The following is a 20778-nucleotide window of genomic DNA, read 5'->3' on the forward strand; positions in this document are numbered from 1 at the left end:
CTTAGTTTTGTTTTACTTTAACCGGAGTACCTTCACGCAGCAAGCCTACGCCTTCTGCGACAATGATATCTCCCTCTTTCAATCCATCGTTCACGATATATTCCTGACCTCCATTTACACGAGTCACACTGACAGGAGCCGACTGCGCCTTGCCATCCACCAGTTTATAGACGTATGTAATATCCTGAATTTCAAAAGTTGTAGCCTGCGGAATAACCAAACTTCCTTTCATCGTAACCGGAAGGATCACATTTCCCGATGTTCCGCTATACAGTAATCCATTCTTATTCGGGAATACGGCACGCAAGCTTGCGGTCCCCGTATTGCGGTCCACCACCCCGCTGATGGTTTCAACACGTCCCTTTTCACCATACATGGACTTGTCGTTCAATTGCAGTTCCACTTCCGGCATATTTTTCAACGCCTCCGCTTTGGAACCATACTGACGGGTCAGAGCCAACAATTGATTTTCAGTCATCGAAAAATAGACATACATATCCGAATTGTCAGAAACCGTAGTCAACGGTTGTGGCAGGCCGGCGCTGACCAATGCACCTACCCGGTAAGGCAAAGTGCCGATCACCCCGTCCGAGGGGCTTTTCACTTCGGTGTACGAAAGATTATTGCGGGCACTCACTTCCTGCGCTTTGGCCTGGGCCAACTGAGCCTTGGCGGTGAGCCATGAGTTTTCCGCTGTCTTCAAATCAAATTCAGAAACTACTTTCTTTGCAAACAATTCTTTTTTGCTGTCGTATATCAACTGAGCTGTTGCCAGTCCGGCTTTCGCCGATTCCACATTGGCCACAGCCGTTTCCAATGCCGCCTTATAAGGTACCTGATCAATCATAAACAAGATTTGTCCCTTACGTACCGACTGCCCCTCCTCCACACAAAGTCTGGTCAGGAAACCGGAAACTTGCGGATAAATATCAATATCCTGCCGTCCGCGGATGGTAGCCGAATAAGTGGTAAACAAGACCTTATCCGACGGCGACACCTTCAATACCGCATACTCCGCCTCCATTTGTGCTGCAGGCGCCTGTTTACACGAGGCTGTCAAAGCAGCACAACCAACTAATACCATTAGTCGCATCCATTTTCTGTTCAATGTCATCATATTCCAATCTTTTTAAATTCGGACGCAAAGGTAGATGGAATTTCTCAAGCCAACCCATTCAATTATTAGCCGCCATTGTTCAAATTCGGAACATATTTCTTGCTATAACAAAAAAAATAGTTAATTTTACGTCAAAATAAAAACAAACATGAAAGTATTGAGTTTACCAGAAAATGAACCGTTTATCACCGGGATAGATGATATGGATATATGTTCCAATCAGATTATAAAGCTGGCAGATGCGTCCATTTGCCATTGCCGTAGCGGGAAAGCCCACATAGAAATTGATCTGCAGGCATACGAAGTGACGGAGAACACCCAACTTCTTCTTCTTCCCGGCAGTATCTTCAATTGCACCTATGCCAGCCATGATTTTACCGTTTCCTATATTGTCTTCTCCGACACCCTTTTCCGGGAAATCACCTCACGTCTGGATCCCTCCTTCTTTCATTTCCTGAAAGAGCATCCATGCATTGTCATCCCCGAAGAACGTGTACAACCATTCATCGGGCTCAGCCTGGCCATGAAAGATCTTTATGAGGACAGGGACAACAGTTTCCGCATTCAGATCTTCAAAAAATTCATTCAAAGCTTTATTCTGGACTTCTATGACAAGACCCAGCACCTGTTTCTCCAAAAGAAACCCGAAGGAATCAGCCGTCAGGAAGAGATCTTCAAACGTTTCATCCAGCTGATCCATAAACATTGCGCCACCCAACGAGAAGTTTCCTTTTATGCCGCCGAACTGTTCATCACTCCCCGTTATCTTTCCACAATCGTGCAAAACGTATCCGGTGACACAGCCAAAAGCATTATCGACCGGCATGTGATTCTTGAGATTAAAGCATTACTAAAATCCACCTCCCTGAGCATTCAGGAAATCTCCAACCACCTGTCTTTCCCCGACCAATCTTTTTTTGGCCGCTATTTCAAAAAGCATACCGGCAAATCCCCCCTCCAATATCGGAATCAGTCTTAAAATAAAAAAGCTGCCTTCCATCAAGAAAGCAGCTTTTCCTTTTTATATCGGATGAACTAATTATTCAGCCAGTTTATTGTCTGAACCCAGCACGTTGATAATTTTGTGCTTGTACAGTTTTTCCATGTTGTCACGAGCCGGGCCCAAGTACTTGCGAGGGTCGAATTCAGCCGGTTTTTCAGCAAACACTTTGCGGACAGCAGCAGTCATAGCCAGACGAGAGTCTGAGTCAATGTTGATTTTGCAAACAGCAGACTTGGCAGCCTTGCGCAATTCTTCTTCAGGAATACCGATAGCAGCCTTCAATGCACCGCCATACTGGTTGATTGTCTCAACTTCTTCCTGAGGAACTGATGAAGAACCGTGAAGAACGATAGGGAATCCCGGAAGTTTTTCCATTACAGCATCCAACACTTCGAATGCCAAAGGAGGAGGAACCATGCGACCTGTGGCAGGATCAATGTGGCACTGTTCCGGAGTGAATTTGTATGCACCGTGAGAAGTACCGATAGAGATAGCCAATGAATCGCAACCTGTACGAGTAGCGAAATCAATTACTTCTTCAGGATCAGTATAAGTATGATGGTCAGAAGAAACTTCATCTTCCACACCGGCCAATACACCCAATTCACCTTCTACAGTTACATCAAACTGATGAGCGTATTCAACTACCTTCTTTGTCAACGCTACGTTTTCCTCGTAAGGCAGGTGAGAACCGTCGATCATTACAGAAGAGAAACCTGAGTCGATACAGCTCTTGCAAGTTTCGAAAGTATCTCCGTGGTCCAGATGAAGAACGATTTCAGGTTTTGCACAACCTAATTCTTTTGCATATTCCACAGCACCCTGAGCCATGTAACGCAACAAAGTAGCGTTGGCATACTGACGAGCACCTTTTGAAACTTGCAAAATAACCGGAGATTTTGTTTCTACCGCAGCTTTGATGATAGCCTGCATCTGTTCCATATTGTTGAAGTTGAATGCAGGAATTGCATATCCACCTTTGATAGCCTTAGCAAACATATCTCTAGTGTTTACCAGACCTAAATCTTTGTAATTAACCATTGTTCTAATATTTATAATTGTTAGTGAATTAAATTCCACCGCAAAAGTAATCATAAATGCGCTAACTATGGCAAGTTCACACCAAAAATATCTCATAAAAAATGATTTTATTAACTATTTTCCTCACTTAAACGTACAAACTGATTATATTGTAATGTCCACCTTACAATACTATAAAAGAAGAAAATAAGGCTTTTAGAAGAAAAAATAGCCCGAAGTTTTTTCTATTTCAAAGAAAAGCAGTATCTTTGCAGTCCGAAAATGGACCATTACACCCAATATTGTTTACCAAACAAGTAAAATAATAACAATAAAATAACATACAGAAATGAAAAAAGGTATTCATCCTGAAAACTATCGTCCCGTAGTATTCAAAGACATGTCAAACGGTGATGTATTTTTGTCACGTTCAACTTGTAACACAAAAGAAACCATCGAATTCGAAGGTGAAACTTACCCGTTGGTAAAACTGGAAATCTCTAACACATCACACCCGTTCTACACCGGTAAATCTAAATTGGTGGATACAGCTGGTCGTGTTGACAAGTTCATGAGCCGCTACGGTAACCGTATGAAAAAGTAATTTGTAACTTATCCATAAGTTTCAAAATAAAAGGCTGCAAACTCAATAAAGTTTGCAGCCTTTTATTTTGAAACACCTGTATCCGCTTCTATTATAAAGAGGTATCCCTGTACTTTCCTTCCTTCCATTCATATACCACAGGTTCTTTCCTGATATACACTACCCATTTTTCCCGTTCCGTCTTTGCCAGATAATCCGGAGTGGTATAAGTAAAAGAAATAATCGGTTTGTCTTCCGACAAAGTGGCTTTCACCAATTCCATATCCGCCTTCTCTCTAATCGCGGCATAAGCCTCATCGGCCAGCGTATCCACCGGCAGATAAAAAGCCCCGGCAGAGGGAAGCTGGATAAAATCCTCCTTCGCCAGCTGCTGCCAGCCCGTATTATAAAAACGAACCTCACTATCACAGGCCGGACCGCAAACAGTATTCACGACACAAATCACCTTTACGGAATCATTCAAGGGCAACAGCTTCATTTCCATAGAACTGCTTCCGGTGGTTTGCAGGAACAAATAATCATCCGTCAGCCTCTTCAGTTCGGACACTTTACCAAAACGGTTTTTCACTTCCGCCTTCATATTGCTTGCCAGAAAGTCCACACAATCCTCCCGGTTTACCTTGGTCAATAAAGGAGCCACCGAATCGGGCATGGCAATAAAGAGAGTTTTCATATCCTGGGCATACAATGACAGCCCACACAACAGCATACCTATTATAAAGAATGTCTTTTTCATCACATTTTCAAATTAAAATCCTTCAAAGATACATATTTTGTCAGCTTATTCCCAACCGCATTATATTTTTTTCTATTTTTGTCGGACTAATAACCAACTAAACAGAAAATGCTATGTATTTACACAAAGAGTTAGAGACTCTGACACGGCCGGAAATTGAGAGATTGCAATTGGAACGCCTGCAAAAGACAGTCCGTCATTGCATGAATTCTCCTTTCTATAAACAACGATTTGCCGAGAATCATCTGAGTCCGGAAGACATCCGTTCACTGGATGATTTGCAGAAAATCCCGTTTACCACCAAACAAGATTTACGCGACACTTATCCTTTCGGACTAGCCTCCGTACCTTTGGAAAAAACAGTCCGCCTTCACTCATCCAGCGGAACGACCGGAAACCCCACTGTCATTCTGCATACCCAGAAAGACCTTGACGAATGGGCCAACGCAGTAGCCCGATGCCTCTACATGGTGGGATTACGCCCGGGAGACATTTTCCAGAACTCTTCCGGCTATGGTATGTTCACCGGCGGACTGGGCTTTCAATACGGTGCCGAAAGACTGGGAATGCTGACCGTACCCGCTGCTGCCGGAAACACCAAACGCCAATTGAAATTCATCTCCGATTTCGGGACCACCGCTTTGCACGCCATTCCCAGTTACGCAGCCCGCATGTACGAGGTAATGCAGGAAATGGGAATTGACCCGCGTCGTGACACCAAATTGAGGACATTGATCATAGGGGCGGAACCTCATTCCGAGGAGCAACGCCGCCGCATCGAAGATATGCTGGGCGTGAAAGCCTACAACTCTTTCGGCATGTCCGAAATGTGCGGTCCCGGTGTGGCTTTTGAATGTCAGGAACAAAACGGATTGCATATATGGGAAGACTATTATATCGTGGAAATTATCAACCCCGACACCCTGGAACCGGTGCCCGAGGGTGAAGTGGGCGAACTGGTACTGACCACCATCAACCGTGAAGCGATGCCGTTATTGAGATACCGTACCCGTGATCTTACCCGTATTCTGCCGGGTGAATGCCCTTGCGGCCGCCATCACAAACGTCTGGACAGAATGAAAGGACGCAGCGACGATATGATCATCCTGAAGGGTGTCAATATCTTCCCCATTCAAATTGAAACGATCTTATTACAATTCAAGGAATTGGGCAGTGACTATCTGATTACACTCGAAACCGCCGAATCAAATGATGAAATGACCGTAGAAGTGGAATTGAGCCAGCTGTTCACCGACGACTACGGACGCCTGCAATCATTGACCCGGGAAATCACCCGCCAGCTGAAAGACGAGATCTTAGTTACACCGCGTGTGAAACTGGTGCCCAAAGGAACGCTGCCTAAATCAGAAGGTAAAGCCGTCCGTGTGAAAGACTTACGTAAAACCTTTTAAAAAAATAAGTTTATGACTATACAACAATTATCCGTCTTCATCGAAAACAAATCGGGGACACTACAGAAAGTATTGAACTTATTGAAAGAGGCAGGCATACAACTGATTGCCTCCACCATCGCCGATACGGTGGAGTATGGCATTTACCGTATCATCTGCTCGGAGCCCAAACGCGCATACGAAACGCTGAAAGAGGCGGGAATCTCCGTGGCGCTCTCCGATGTGTTCGCCATCACACTGGACAATCAGCCGGGACGGGCGGCAGACGCCATCACCATTTTCAGTGAAGCCAAAATAGGTATCACTTATCTGTATTCCTTCCTGTTGGGAAATAAAGGCATCCTGATTTTCCGGACAGACAATCCGGACAGAGCAAGAGAAGTGATTATTTTAAATAATCTCTCTTTTGTAGCCGAGAAAGATTTATCGATGCTTATTTCTGAGATAGAGTAAGCGTTCTTTTTTGCCACAGAGAACACAGGTTATCACAGATTGATAATTGAATTTAATTTAAGCTTGTGTAATCTGTGGCCCAATCCCATACCATTAATTCCAACAAAAAGGATTCCTAATATTTGGAATTTTAAAATGTTAATTCTACATTTGCAGCGTAGCTAGAGCTACAAAATTAAAATATCGATTACGTAAAGCGTTAATAATATTTGCCTTCTTTGAAACTTAGCCACTTTCAATACCCATAGGCAAAGAGAACAACGCTTACGTCTTGATTGTATATGTATTCTAAATTCATATACTCTTAAAGGCGTGGGCTCTTGTTTGTCATATGGGTAGGAAGGCTAAGTCCTCAAAGAATGACATTCAGTAGCTTAACGCCTTTTATTTGGGGAGTATAGAAATGATAAAGGAATTTAAGAAATTCATAAAATTTGAAGGGGCTAACTTTAACAAAGAATTCAAAACGATTTATGATGAATGTAAAGGTACATTCATGAGGGTATTTATCTCAAAATACCCTTCCATAAGTTCTGCTGACATAGAAGAAATCTACGATGATGCTATCCTTGCATTCTACAACAATGTTAAAATAGGAAAACTAACAGAACTGACCTGTTCCATACAAAGCTATATCAACAGAATAGGTGAAAACAAAATTATCGATTTATCGCGAAAGCAACATCTCACCCTTGAATCCTTGCCTGAACTTGAAACGACAAATTATTGTGATATGACTGACTGTTTTTGGACAGCAGGCAGTGATGTACAAGAAGAAGAACGTAAAACTACCATATACAATTTAGTAGAGAAACTGATAGAGCCCTGCAAAAAGATTCTGTTCAGCTTTTATTATGATCATTTTACAATGGATATGATTGCACAAAGTATGGGATTTGCCAATGCAGATGTAGCAAAAACACAAAAAAACCGTTGCATGAATAAGATAAAACGAATTGCGGAAATTGAATTCAGAAACAAAGGACTAATATAAACTCAACCATGGATTTCCAAGAACTCGACAAAATAGAAAAATACCTGTCTAAACAACTTACCGAAGAAGAAGAAAAATCATTCGAGAAAGATATTTCTACATTCCAAAATATGGATGAAGAAGTAAAAGCTGTAGCTTATATCATTTATTCCATCCATAAAATCGGTATTAAAAATGACAATAAACGTCTAGACGGACTCCGCTCTTCACTAAAACAAGACTATAAGAAATACTGGACTTCGATTGCAGCCTTATTCATCATAACTCTGTCAATCGCTGCAATCACTTCTGTCCCTATATATAAATATGTAGCAAAACCCATTATAGAAAAAATAATGTCACCAAAAATTTCCGTTCCCAAACAAAATACAGTCCAACAACCTGTAACACCCACCATTATTCCAGACAGTGTAATAGCAGACAGTGTGATAGCAGACAGTGTGATAGCAGACAGTGTGATAGCAGATATGAATATAACAACAGAATGCCCTCAAATGGTTCCAACAGCAAGAGACACTTCAAATACAGAAGTAAAACAAGAGCTTACTGTACAGCATAAAGATACGATTGCCGTCCCAGTTATTACAAAATGCATTCTTCCAAACAGAATTCTTTCATATAGCCATCTGACCAACTATTCATTCAGCCCTGTCAGTGTACAGCGCAATGGTCGTCTGGTCATTTGTACTTTCACCATGACAAACACCGAAGAAAGTGCAGATATTCAGATGCACTCGGCACGAGCTGTCGATAAAAACGGAAAAAACTATCCGGCAAAAGTATGTCTGCTAAATGGCTCAACAAAACGAATCAAAGAACATTGGAAAAAAAACATTCCCTATACTGTCAGTATCAGTATCAACGAAGTACAAGAAGACGTAGATGCATTTGAACAGATAAGTTTCTCCTTCCAGTCAGACGGAGATTACTTAAAACAGAAAAGTCAAAGCATCATTGTCAAAGTTGGCGAAATAAAATAAAAAAAGTTTTTCACTGTTTACCTTTTCTCTAAAATTACGATAGACCTATAAAAGAATAACAACTTAAAAAATTAAAGTATTTATGATGAAACGTTTTTTAATAACAGCATGTATGATGGCAAGTATGAGTTTCTTTGCCCAAGCACAAAATGAAGTAATAACCAATGAAACCATTGTCAGCCTCCTAAAAGAAGGATTCGGTAGTGATGAAATCATCGGATTAATAGAAACAAGCCCAGATCGCGCCATCACATTCAGCATTGCAGATATGCGTAAGCTAAAAAATGCTGGTGCAGATTCAGGGCTCATCACTTACATTCAGAAAATAGCCAAAGTAGACCAAGGCCACGAAGGTGTATTATGGTGGAATCCATCTGATGGAGGGAAACCCAAAAAGTTGTACCGTACTACTTTCGAACGTGAATCGGCAAACGGTAGCGGAGCTATCATCGGCATTTTAGGCAAAGCTACCGGAGTTATCGGGAACAATGCTCTAGGTAATGCCGCAACAATAGGTTTGCTAAGCAGTTCCGGTGGCATCAAAAAGGTAGCTATGCAGGGAGCACATGCTAAAATTGTATTGACAGGTGCCAATGCAAGCAATCCCATCTTCCGTTTTTATCTTCCTAAAAATGAAAATAATAGCTTTGAAAAAACATCAGACTCTTGGTATTATAGCATGATGAATGAAATAGAAAGTCCAAATGAATTTCAGTGTATCCGTATGAAGGAAAAGAAAACCAAACGTACTTTTCCCGATGGAATTTCTTATTCCACTATGGGATTTTCCGCCAAGACTGCAACACGTGACATTATTGACTTTGAGATAAAAGACATTTCAAACAACGTGTTCGAAGTAACTTTTCCCAATGGGTTGGAACCAGGTGAATACTGCTTCTTCTATAAAAACGGAGCTAACAGCCAATGGTTTGCAGAACACATGTTTGGCTTTGATTTTTCAGTCCAATAAGCAAGGAAAAACATTCCTCAAATAAAAACCAATAAACAAGTGCCCAAAAATGTGAGGAGTCCAAACAAGACCTGTATGATTCCTCACATTCTACACTTTATATCCCTATTTCAAAACTTTTATTAACATCAAACTATGAAAACTACGATAGAACACTTTCATATATACTTACTGTTTATAGCTACAGTCCTCTTTACAGCATGCTCGGATAAAGACGAATCTCCTGTCATCACTCCAGATACCGACAGTGAAATATATTTCACTGATGCCATGAATTTCAATTCTAATGGAGGAGTGAAAATCTTTAAGTTCGCTACCAACAAAAACTGGACTATCAGTATCGCAAATACTGTCAACGGAAGCCGCTGGTGTACTGTATCCCAAGATTCAGGCAAAGCCGGAACTATCTCCATAGAAGTCTCCGCATCGAAAAATGAAGGATATGATGACCGTAGCATAGCGCTTACCATACAAGCCGGAGACTTAAAACGCACTATTATGATTACCCAGAAGCAAAAAGATGCCCTTACTCTTACAACAGACCGTTTCGAAATAGACCGTGAAGGAGGAATAATCGAAGTAGAAATCAAATCGAACATTGACTATCAGATAATTATTGCAGAAAAATGCAAAAGCTGGATTACACAACATGCCCCCAGTTCAACAAGCCGCGCTCTAAACTCAAAGAAACAATCGTTTGATATTGCCCCTAGCGAAGAATATGACAAGCGGGAAGGCGAAATCTATATAAAGAGTAATGATAAAGTAGAGACTATCCATATTTACCAGACCGGAGGAGGAATCCTTCTATTGAGCCAAAATAACTATGCGGTATCCGACAAAGGAGAAACCATTTCTGTCGATTTAAAAAGCAATGCAGAATACGGTGTCATTATGCCCAATGTAGCCTGGATCAAAGAGGCAACATCACGCAGTGCTTCTACCCATACCTTACTCTATACAATCAGCCCCAATGAAACACACGACAACCGTTCGGCAGAAATCGTCTATTATGACAAGAATTCCGACTTATCCGATACTCTAAAAATCAAACAAGTGCAGAAAGATGCGATTATTTTGTCTAAAAAAGAATATACAGTGAGCCCTTCCGGAGAAGTCCTTGAAATAGAGTTAAACAGCAATGTAGAAATTGAAGTCACAACAGATGATAATTGGATTACCTCCATAGAGACCCCAGAATCGCGTGCGTTGGTCAATCATAAATTATTTTTCCAAATAGCAGCCAATGAAACGAAAAATGCCCGTAACGGACATATCTTTATATCCAATGCCAACAAGTCTGTATCCGAAACGATCTCTATCAGTCAAGGTATACCACAACTGAAAAATATACACGTAGAAAAGGCCGGAACTTTGCCCGATTATATTACAGCTGATGAAAAATATAAAATAACGAGTCTCATCTTATCCGGAGAGCTAAACGGAACTGACATCCGCTTTTTACGAGAAATGGCCGGAAGTGACGTACTCGGCAAACCTACCCAAGGCGTATTAGCCGTTTTGGACATGACAGAAGCAAAGATTGTAAAAGGCGGTGATTACTATTACAATCATTATAATAAATATCAAGAGGATAATCCCTATCATCAATACTATCTTTATTATGACAATGATATTCCAAGTTTTTCTTTTAAAAACTGCCATTCACTAAAATCGGTCAGCATCCCCAACACCGCGACTATAATCAGCAATTCCGCTTTCAGCGAATGTACTTCACTAGAGTCTGTAAAGTTACCCGACAGCCTCATAAAAATAGAGGGTGCATTCTATAACTGCAGTTCCTTAAAAACCATTCAAATACCAAACAGCGTAAAAGAGATAGGCGGTCTCTGTTTTGGATTCTGCAGCTCATTAACCTCCGTCAAGTTACCGGATAACATAGCCTCTATACCATTTGCCATGTTCGCAGATTGTAGTTCATTGACAGACATTCAAATACCTAATAGCGTAAAAGCAATAGATAACAGTGCGTTTAGCGAATGCTATGCACTGACCTCTATACGGATTCCGGAAGGCATAACAAGAATAGAAAGCGGCACCTTCCATAACTGCGAATCATTAGTTTCTGTTGATATTCCTCAAAGCGTAACATTTATAGGAAAGGATGCATTTTATAATTGCCAAACATTGCCTTCCCTGAATCTTCCCGATAATATCACGACAATACAAGAATGGGCTTTTTCCAGTTGCGATTCACTGAAATCCATACATCTACCAAGCAAACTGACCAGTATTGATAAATGTCTATTCAATCATTGCTCTTCACTCACCTCAATAGATCTTCCAGAAGGAATAACCCGAATAGACACTTGCGCTTTTCAAGATTGCTATGAATTAAAATCTGTCAAAATCCCAAACACAGTTCAGTCTATCTATTGGGGAACTTTCATCCGATGCTATAAATTATCTGAAGTAAGTATATCAAAATCCCTTGCACGCATACCTTATGCTATGTTTTATGGCTGCATAACCTTAGAAAACATCACAATACCCCAAAATGTAACAGAGATAGAAGGTAAAGCTTTTTATGCCTGCTGGAAACTAAAAAGTATCACAATAGAAGCGATTATACCCCCAACCTTTATTATAGAGGGAAACAGACCACCTTTTGAAGATGAGGACTATAAGGAACTTACTTTGTATGTGCCGGATGTAGAAGCCTACCGGAAAGCAGAGGTATGGAAGAACTTTGAAACCATAAAAAATATCAAAGACAAAGAGAAAAATTCATTTTAGTGTTTACCTTTTCTGTCTTTTCACGATAGGACAGTAGAAGAGAATAACAATTATGAACTATTTAAATTAGAGTCGCATGAAAAAAACATTTCATTTTACATTTGCAGTTCTTATACTGCTGACAGTTATTGTATTGGCAAGCCTTAGCAGTTGTTCTAAAGAAGACGACCTCATTGCTGAAAAACCGGACCTAGAAAATCCAGACAATAACGGTGAAGAAGATAACGGAACAGTAACCGTTAATGACTTGAAATACACTTTTGCCGAAGCCACCATCGAGAACAACACTTTACATCTTCCATTTACCATAGAAAATGGAACAAAGGAAAGTGTCAGACTAAAATCTAATTACTACAATAACAATGATTGGTTACTTGATGACTGGGGGCTTTATTATAACTATTCAGTCGAATTTGAAAACCAAAAGGATGTATATACATTAGAAGCAAAAAAGAAAGTTGAAGGAAAGATTACAGTAAAAGAGTTAGCTGTTTCCGCAGCAAAAGTCAATTTACACATAACCCTTCATGAGAAATTAACGATGAAAGCAATAGACAAAGCCATCACCGGAAGAGTCTCTTCTCTTCCGGAAAATAAATATAACCAAACGCGTATCATCTCAGGCATTGAATTCACGGCTTTATGTTCCGAAGTTTCCGATAATGCTTGTGCCATTTATTACAAGATAAAAAATACAAAATCGAAAACTATAAAATTCAATCTAGGCAGCACTTCTTCCAGTACCGAAGATTCTTGGGTTATTGATGACTGGGGGTACATCTATAAAGATGTGTATAACAATGTTGGAAATGTTGACTCAAAGTACGGAATCAATAACATCAGCATTCCATCAGGTATCAGCCTATATGGCAAGATTCATTTTAAAAATATCAGAAACAATGCCTCTTTATTAAATTTATCTCTGAGGACATCACTCTCTGAAGACTACCGTGCAGATAACCTTCCACTAGAAGGCCGTCAGTCATCACTACCTAAAAATGTACTGGACATGAAACAGACCATTGATGGAATTGACCTGACAGTGCTGAACTGTACACTAAAAAAGAATATATGCACGGTAAACTATAAAATAAGAAATACAAATGCTACCCCAAAAAAGATCTACATAAAAGGAACAGCTAACGATACATGGATTATGGACGATTGGGGATTCTCCTATTGGAAAGCATTACATAGCTTAGGTAATTCCGAGAATGAAATCTACGGCATCAATACATATCTACCAAGCAATATCAACCGATATGGAAGTTTCGTCATAAAAGACATCAATGCCCAAGCATCCAAGATTTTTATCAGCTGGATGACAAATTTGAGCAATGATTTCAGAATAGACGATATTCCCCTGCCAGGAAGGACTTCTGCCTTACCCACAGGTAAGGCTAAGTATGAAATCGTTTACATGCCGGAAACATTCGACATCAACTTCATCAGCTGTAAGCGAAATGCAGATAAAGTACTCATTACATACAGTGTAAAAAACCTAAAGGAAAAAACACAAGATTTTTCCCTCGCTACATCTTTATGGGGGTACATTTCCAATCAAAATGGGGAAAAATGGGATAACAGCTCCATAAAATTCTCTTTTGGAGAAAAAAGAATTCCTTCCGAACTTATTGTTTACGGGCAAATAGCACTAAGCAAAGTCAAACAAGAAACAACGATGATAAATATCAAATCAGCCTCTAATTCAGACCTCAATGATACCGACTTTGAAATCAAAAATCTAGTTATCGAATAAGTAGTGAAGGAATCCGTCATCTATTCAAATGGGGGGGAGCAAACGCATGATAATACTTGTCATTAGCTTTCCCCCTCAATGGTTTCTTTCATCAAGGTATATTCCAGATAATCGTAAAGGTTCTACAAAAATCAAGAAAGTCCCCCCAGCATCATTCCTCTGTGCTCCATTATAAAAACAACAATTCCAAGCCTATTCATTCTTTAAACGAGCCGGCAACTCAGGCATAGCCCCATTCTGCGTACACACGTATGCAGAAACTTCAACAGCCAACCGGTGTGCCTCGGATACTGGCTTTCCTTTCAATATAGCAGCCACAAAAGTTGCTGTGAACGAATCGCCCGCACCCACCGTATCAGCTACCTCCACCTTGGGCGTCTCCACAAATGAAATCTCACCCGGAGTAAAGACATAACTGCCATTGACACCACATGTTAAAATCAACATTTTCAGATTATATTTCGCCAACAGAATCCAGCATTTATCCTGCAAGTCTATGTCAGGATAACCGAACATACGGCTCACCGTGATCAATTCCTCGTCATTGATCTTTAAGATATTACATTTTTTCATGGAGTTGCAAAGAACCTCCTTCGTATAGAAACCTTGGCGCAAATTCACATCGAAAATTTTGTATCGTCCTTCTCCGTCGGGCATAACATTCAGGAAACGGTTGATCGTTTCCCTTGAAACCACGCTGCGCTGCGCCAACGAGCCGAAGCATACGGAACGGGCATTCTTTGCCAACTCTTCCAAAGCAGGCGTAAAAGGTATATTATCCCAAGCCACCCCTTCTTTTATATCATATACAGGTATCCCATCAAGATCCAGTTCCACCTGTACGGTTCCTGTAGGATAAGGCACTTTCTCTATCAGATAATTCAAATTCTTGCCATCAAAGTTCTCTAGTATCTCATTACCCAGTTTGTCATCGCCAACCGCACTGACCACCCGGCTGTCAAAACCGAATTGTGACACATGGTAAGCGAAGTTTGCCGGAGCACCACCAATTTTCTTTCCTTCGGGCAGCACATCCCATAGTGCCTCACCCATTCCTACGATGATTTGATTCATGATATTATTACTGTTTACAATTGAAATCATTTCTTTATTTTTAAGGTCTGTATTGACAAATAGACAACTCCGACAGTCATCACCGCCACAGCACCTACAAGGGAACAATGGAAAACACATTGGAGTTACCGAAACCAATCATGATTATGCAAATATAAATAATCCTGTCATTACCGGCAACCTCTATAAAACATTTGTTACAGTTGCCGGCATTTTTGTTTCATTGCAACAAAAGTGATGGATTATGTAACATTTTTCGTAAACATCCTGCGTGTCAGAAAACACGCTTTTTCACGTACGTCCGCAAAGAGCTACACATACGTATGTGTAGGCCTATGCATACGTATGTGAATCATGACTGAAAGATCAAGTCGTTCTCAAAAAAGATCAAGAGCTTTTTTTAAAGACCTTGAGCTTTTTTAAAAACGTCTTGGTCTTTTTACCGCTACCGGAGAATCATATCCCGTGAAGGTACAAACCCTTCAATGCGCACATTTTACAAGGAAAAAGCCTGAAAACGCTCTGCTTTGCATCAAACCGGAACAGCCTATAAAAAGAAGCATATATAACTGAAAACAAGCGCATTATACAGAAATATGTATCTATATTAGTGAGGACAATGCCCTCACTAATATAGATGCTACCACCATTAATAAGCAGTTCATTATAAACAAGTTGGAACAAAAGTGAGGGCATGAGGGCATTTTCGCCTCCAACTTTCCGGTGAGAAAGGCCGATACATCAAGGACACTTCCGGAAGTTGTCCGGAGAACAAAACGCTCCTTTATTGTTAGATCATGCAAACCACCGGTCTGGATTTACCATACCTCACAGGCATTTCGGACCGCCCTCTTTTTAATCATACCAGGCGGGTTCTTGCGTCATATCTTCCGCCCAATCCGTAAAATGAGGATATTTATGGTCTACCCGCTGGCGTTCACCTGGATAATCCCAATCTTTAGGAACAACGATGGCATAAGGGATAGATGCAGTGGAATACTTGGGAAGAGAAACGTACATGTTATTTTCCACATCAAGAATTTTAAAGTCAGCGTTGCCCAGTGTACCATCCCCCGGCCAAACGATTGAACAATCCGTCACTATATCCCCTTTAACACCACCCGTATTTACCATCTGCCCCGGCTCGCATCCCATGGCCACATGTACTTCCCGGGCATCAAACAAAGGCGTATTTCCATAAAACACCTTCAAGTTTTTTGTCGCACCTGCGGCAACCAGCTGCACTTCCATCTTTCCATCGACTGGTATAGCGGACACTTTCAGCACCACATCATTAAAGTCATAGTCACCCGCTGTGGTGGTGATATCCTCAAAAGCATAAGTATAGACTAAAGGAGTATCAGTACCGGTGGAAGTTCCGCCATTATCGGTGGTATAACTGTTACCACAGCCATTAGCCGTCCCTAGTTTTACTTGTTCTGTACCGATTATCTCCACCGCTTCTTCCGCTATATAATAAATATTCCACTGAGTGTTTTCCGGAGTATGACCTTTTACCGCCACTTTTAAGTTGCCACTGTAAGTTACCGACTTCCAGGCACACTGACAGACAGCATCCACCCATAGCAGGGCCGATTTATCCCCCACGCCGGTAATCCTGCTTTGTCCGCCACTATATGTCATTGCCGACTTCACATAAAACATGGACTCCGATCCCAGGTTGATGGTCATACCATCCATTTTCACCTCATCGGCTTCAAAGCAGGCCTGTCCGTCCTGTTGGATATCCCCTCTTAACATTGCCGCCCCTGTTACTGTGAACCGGCAATTATTATAAAGTTGCATACCACCGGACACCTTAAGTGACGCCGTTGTAAAAGAGCCATTATTTTCGATAATATTCGTGCGATTCGCCAAAGATGTCTCACCACTTACCACCACCTTGGCTCCTGATTCATTAAGCAGTCTGCCTGATGCTGAGAAGGCCAGCTGCCGGGTTCTAAGTTCCGACAGATTTATAAAAGTCGTTGAATTGGTTATATTTACAACAGAGGCTTCAAAGCTCCCATCATTATAAATGATATTATCGCCATTGGAATTTTCCTCCACTGTCCCCGATACAAGAACAGTACCTCTGTTATATAATTGGCTATAGCCACCACCTGTGAGCTGCATATTCGTCACATTCAGCGTCCCACCCCTGGAAATATACAACGCCGTTCCGGCCAGCAGATTCAGGCTACCACTCATCTCCAGCGTACTGCCGGGAAGGACATACACCGTGGTACCGGCCGGCCAGCTATCGGAGCCTAACGAAACAGTCCCTTTTATAAATAAGTTATAAGTACCCGTGGTTCCACCATGCAATTGGCTGAATTCACAATTCTCAAGATAATAATTTCCATTTAGTATTCCAGTCCATGTTGTTGGATAAGGCTGAGCACCAGCAGGTATATCATTAAAGAAATCAGCGTCGGTGGGAGCTATATATGAAATGACACTACGGGAGAGAGCGTTTGCGCTACGGACACTTCGTCCCACCGCACCCCATGACACTTGCGGAGCAGCGACAGACATATCAACCATCTTCACCGAACGGTTATAGATTTTATCTTCCAGCAACACATAAACAAAAGCAGTCGCTTTCGGCATATCAAAAGTCAATGACAGCACAGTACCATCCTTTACCTGTTCTCGTTTTGCCATCAGCCTGGCACCGCTCTGCTCATTCAGCGGATTGGCTGTATATACTTTCACCGTATAAACTTCACCGGAACCTTGATTGACAGAAACCTTCAAAACTCCCACCGACGTCATATTCCAATCATGATCAGAATCAATATCCTGAGCTGGAAAATTTTCTTTCGACTCCTCCTCCACTTTAGCCTTATCAAACAAATCTTCTCTCTTTGAACAAGATATCATGCCGGCCAGGCACAATAATAACACGATACTCTTTTTCATACCTTTTCGTCCTATCTATAGTCTGTCATAATCATAACTCCGTTTTATACCAGTCTTCAGAGCCGATGCCTTGCCCCCATTCTTCAAATTGGGGGAATTTAGCATCTATGCGCTGATGTTCCACCGGATACGACCATGCCACCGGCACACACAGGGCATAAGGCACCCCGCCCGCCGCTGTATGCGATTCGACAAGATGCGATTTGCCTTCTTCGTTCGTCACATGAATGCGTATTCTTCCATTTGCGGCGAATGAAAAGTCATTATCGGAAACCGGGATCATGCAGGACGGAAAACCGGCATCTGTATCTATGACAGGTCTGTCTGTATTCTTCATCTGTGTCACGGGCACTCCGAAAGCCGCATGAACTTCCTGTTCTCCATTGAAAAGCAAATCAGTATAACCCGCTCCATTGTCCAAGCTATACTGCACCGTGATCGCATTCGTCGCTCCCGCCGCCACCAATATCACTTTTATCTTGTTATCTATCACATTGGTAACATGAAGCACCACATCGTTAAAATCATAATCGGTAGTTCCACCTATTATATCCTCAAAGCCGAAAGTAGCCACCGCCAGCTTATCCTTATCATCCTCCTCCGCATTTCCATGAGCCACGGTACATTCACCTTCATCTATCAAAAATGGATTGACGATCTCCACATGATCCGGCAGGTTGTCCTCATCACCGATATCTCCGCATGCGACTCTTAAAGATGACGAGCCCTCTGAAACAGTGACCTCCTCACTCCAGTCCATTTCACCGGCTTTTATCAAAGTATTCGCTCCTATGACGGAAAATGTCACATTATCCTCCAAGTCCAGCTCTCCCTTGATATGGAAAACACCTTCCCCCGCCAGGTTTACATAAATGTTCTCCCAACTTGCATCACCGTCCACCACTACATAACCTTGATTATTGAATACTGAATAAGCAGCGCCCTTATCTGCCGCCGTTCTTAGAATATCATCCTTGCCGCCTTTCTTGCTTTTTATTTCCAGACGGCAGTTATTCTGAAGCTGCACACCGTGCCCCATCTCAAATCCATCATCCGTTAAAGCTGTAAACATGCCGTCGTTCATCCAGACGCATGCTTTCAAATCCACATCCTCCACGCTGACAATGCCTTCTTCCCCGCAATAAAACTGAGGATTTTCATTATTCCCATTACTTCCATTCATTTCCAGATCAGCACGCGGTATTTCCAATCTCCCTTCCAGCACGCTTACGGATGAGTTCTTTCCGTCTATCCTCAGACCTCCGGTTCCCGTCATGACCAAAGCACCGCCCTCTGCAATATACAAATGAACGTCATTCCCTATTTTCACGCCCTCATCAACAGTCACCTCTGTACGAATGACATAATTTCCAGCCTTATTCAGATTCTTCAAGTCCTGTTCTTCCACTTCTTCCGCACCGGCAGGACATTCTCTATATCGGGGAGAGAAAGCCATCGCCTTTGCAACGGAACGAGCACCGGCCGCACCGGATAAAGACTCTCCAAAAATGACCTCAAACTGTCCGTCTCTCAAATCAGCCGCTTTCACATAATAATCAGTCGAAGTGAGCCGGCGCATGACGTACACACGCTTCAATATGGCAGGCGCGTCAAACTTTATAGTCTTCATCCCACCATCCTTCACCACTTCCTTCGCCAGAAGACAGGCTCCGCCCGCAGCAAAAGGATAACCATCATATACTTTGATTGTATAAGTTTCTCCGGTCTTTTCATTTACCGACACATTTAAAGAACGAGAAGTTCCCATGTTCCAATCCTGTTCAGGATCAATGTTTTGAACCGGAAAATTCTTTTTGGCTTCTTCTTCCGCCGCTCGTTCCTCATCATATAAATTCTCACGCTTCATGCAGCCGGAGGCCAAGACTGCAAATAACAAAATAGAAAGACTCTTTTTCATATTCCCCTGATTTAAAACTCTAACATTAAATGATTTACAGGCAAAAGTAAAAATTAAGCCTTTATCCGCCAAGAATTGGAGTCATTATTTTTAATAAATGTTATAAAAAGAGGAAGCGGGGATTCTGTACTTCGATGCAGAATTCCCACTTCCTTACAAATGTCTTTTTCACCGGAAGAGCTTTTAGTCCCCCGAAGACGTCTGATTATGACCTTATTCTTTCCGGGTACGGCTGGTGGCAATAAGATACGCACCCAGCAGAATCAGCGGTACACTGAGCCACTGCCCTATATTAAGAGTCATATCCACCTCTTCGGCAACTTGCGGATTCTTCATAAACTCCAGCGCAAAGCGGGAGCCGAAAAAGATGAGCAAACTGACTCCGGTTATCAATCCCACTCTTTTTTGCAAATGGTATGTATGGTACATCACCCAGGCAGTCACGCCGGCAACCAAGCAATACAGCATTTCATAAATCTGGGTAGGATGGCAAGGCAAACCTTCATACAGCTGATGCCACTCCCGGGAACGGACGAATTCAAAGCCCCAAGGCAACGTGGTGGGATATCCGAATATCTCGGAATTCATTAAATTACCAAAACGTATACAGAAGCAGACAATCGCCACAGCAGGTATCATGCGGTCGAACAACCACCACACACTTTTCCGGGTTACTTTTTTTGAATACCACATCAGAGCCAGAATGATGGCGAACACCCCTCCGTGACTTGCCAACCCGCCTTTCCATATCTTGAATATCTCAACAGGATGGGCGCCATAATAGTCCCATTCATAAAACAGACAGTGCCCCAGACGGGCGCCAATGACCGTACTGACAATGCAATAGACGAAAAGCTTGTCCACCCAGTCTTCCGGATACTTCTCTTTTTTGAATAAACGGCTCACTATTTCATAAGCCAATATGAAACCAAGGCCCCACATCAGCCCATACCAACGCACTTCCCAACTACCTACTTTAAATAAGATAGGATCCACATCCCATACAATACTTGCTATCATTGTTCTATTTCTTTGTTTATGAGCACAAAGGAAATA

General features: G+C 41.8%; 16 protein-coding genes and 1 pseudogene. 9 read left to right on the top strand and 8 right to left on the bottom strand.

The features are described 5' to 3' along the window. Position 1 precedes the first annotated feature (1 nt). Positions 2 to 1117 (bottom strand): efflux RND transporter periplasmic adaptor subunit, encoded by a 1116-nt coding sequence (locus ACYQ0C_RS18500; protein ID WP_016278537.1) that lies wholly within the window; start codon positions 1115 to 1117, stop codon positions 2 to 4. Positions 1118 to 1265: 148 nt separating this feature from the next. On the opposite strand from ACYQ0C_RS18500, the gene ACYQ0C_RS18505 reads away from it, so the two are divergent. Next, a complete protein-coding gene (locus tag ACYQ0C_RS18505) occupies positions 1266 to 2096 on the top strand; it encodes an AraC family transcriptional regulator (protein ID WP_128812039.1) in 831 nt (276 codons plus the stop codon). A gap of 60 nt (positions 2097 to 2156) precedes the next feature. Here ACYQ0C_RS18505 and ACYQ0C_RS18510 read toward each other — a convergent pair whose 3' ends face one another. After that, the gene (locus tag ACYQ0C_RS18510) at positions 2157 to 3161 is read right to left on the bottom strand and encodes a class II fructose-bisphosphate aldolase (RefSeq protein ID WP_025018890.1); all 1005 of its coding nucleotides are present in this window, start codon (positions 3159 to 3161) and stop codon (positions 2157 to 2159) included. Positions 3162 to 3489: 328 nt separating this feature from the next. Between ACYQ0C_RS18510 and ACYQ0C_RS18515 the strand changes: the two genes are divergently transcribed. Further along, positions 3490 to 3744 carry a type B 50S ribosomal protein L31 gene (locus ACYQ0C_RS18515; protein ID WP_016278542.1) on the top strand — a complete coding sequence of 85 codons (255 nt, stop codon included), beginning with the start codon at positions 3490 to 3492 and terminating at the stop codon, positions 3742 to 3744. Positions 3745 to 3835: 91 nt separating this feature from the next. Here the strand turns inward: ACYQ0C_RS18515 and ACYQ0C_RS18520 are convergent, their stop codons facing one another. Further along, positions 3836 to 4480 (bottom strand): DUF3256 family protein, encoded by a 645-nt coding sequence (locus tag ACYQ0C_RS18520; protein WP_016278543.1) that lies wholly within the window; start codon positions 4478 to 4480, stop codon positions 3836 to 3838. 113 nt (positions 4481 to 4593) lie between these two features. Between ACYQ0C_RS18520 and ACYQ0C_RS18525 the strand changes: the two genes are divergently transcribed. The 7 genes from ACYQ0C_RS18525 (at position 4594) to ACYQ0C_RS18555 (ending at position 13805) form a co-directional block, all read left to right on the top strand. After that, complete coding sequence (locus tag ACYQ0C_RS18525) at positions 4594 to 5892, top strand: phenylacetate--CoA ligase family protein (RefSeq protein WP_016278544.1); 1299 nt, start codon at positions 4594 to 4596, stop codon at positions 5890 to 5892. A gap of 12 nt (positions 5893 to 5904) precedes the next feature. Further along, on the top strand, positions 5905 to 6345 hold the full coding sequence (locus ACYQ0C_RS18530; protein WP_016278545.1) for a hypothetical protein: 441 nt from the start codon (positions 5905 to 5907) through the stop codon (positions 6343 to 6345). A gap of 403 nt (positions 6346 to 6748) precedes the next feature. Continuing rightward, positions 6749 to 7339, top strand: a complete 591-nt coding sequence (locus tag ACYQ0C_RS18535) for a sigma-70 family RNA polymerase sigma factor (protein WP_016278546.1) — start codon at positions 6749 to 6751, stop codon at positions 7337 to 7339. Between the two features lie 8 nt (positions 7340 to 7347). Further along, positions 7348 to 8319 carry a hypothetical protein gene (locus tag ACYQ0C_RS18540; RefSeq protein WP_025077061.1) on the top strand — a complete coding sequence of 324 codons (972 nt, stop codon included), beginning with the start codon at positions 7348 to 7350 and terminating at the stop codon, positions 8317 to 8319. A gap of 82 nt (positions 8320 to 8401) precedes the next feature. Continuing rightward, on the top strand, positions 8402 to 9289 hold the full coding sequence (locus tag ACYQ0C_RS18545; RefSeq protein ID WP_016278548.1) for a hypothetical protein: 888 nt from the start codon (positions 8402 to 8404) through the stop codon (positions 9287 to 9289). A 135-nt stretch (positions 9290 to 9424) separates the two neighbouring features. Then, positions 9425 to 12046 carry a leucine-rich repeat protein gene (locus tag ACYQ0C_RS18550; protein WP_016278549.1) on the top strand — a complete coding sequence of 874 codons (2622 nt, stop codon included), beginning with the start codon at positions 9425 to 9427 and terminating at the stop codon, positions 12044 to 12046. A 76-nt stretch (positions 12047 to 12122) separates the two neighbouring features. After that, positions 12123 to 13805, top strand: coding sequence for a hypothetical protein (locus ACYQ0C_RS18555; RefSeq protein ID WP_016278550.1), 1683 nt, complete (start codon positions 12123 to 12125; stop codon positions 13803 to 13805). Positions 13806 to 13997: 192 nt separating this feature from the next. On the opposite strand, the gene ACYQ0C_RS18560 is transcribed toward ACYQ0C_RS18555, so the two are convergent. The 5 genes and pseudogenes from ACYQ0C_RS18560 to lgt form a co-directional block, all read right to left on the bottom strand. Continuing rightward, the gene (locus ACYQ0C_RS18560) at positions 13998 to 14879 is read right to left on the bottom strand and encodes a carbohydrate kinase family protein (protein WP_025077058.1); all 882 of its coding nucleotides are present in this window, start codon (positions 14877 to 14879) and stop codon (positions 13998 to 14000) included. Positions 14880 to 14905: 26 nt separating this feature from the next. Then, positions 14906 to 15048, bottom strand: a pseudogene (locus tag ACYQ0C_RS18565) (MFS transporter); the annotation flags it as partial. Between the two features lie 686 nt (positions 15049 to 15734). Next, positions 15735 to 17804 carry a DUF4842 domain-containing protein gene (locus tag ACYQ0C_RS18570; protein ID WP_016278552.1) on the bottom strand — a complete coding sequence of 690 codons (2070 nt, stop codon included), beginning with the start codon at positions 17802 to 17804 and terminating at the stop codon, positions 15735 to 15737. A 31-nt stretch (positions 17805 to 17835) separates the two neighbouring features. Continuing rightward, positions 17836 to 19722 (bottom strand): DUF4842 domain-containing protein, encoded by a 1887-nt coding sequence (locus tag ACYQ0C_RS18575; RefSeq protein WP_016278553.1) that lies wholly within the window; start codon positions 19720 to 19722, stop codon positions 17836 to 17838. 213 nt (positions 19723 to 19935) lie between these two features. Then, positions 19936 to 20742 carry a prolipoprotein diacylglyceryl transferase gene (lgt, locus tag ACYQ0C_RS18580; RefSeq protein WP_016278554.1) on the bottom strand — a complete coding sequence of 269 codons (807 nt, stop codon included), beginning with the start codon at positions 20740 to 20742 and terminating at the stop codon, positions 19936 to 19938. Positions 20743 to 20778: the final 36 nt, after the last annotated feature.

The organism is Phocaeicola sartorii JCM 17136 = DSM 21941 (genome assembly GCF_054653615.1).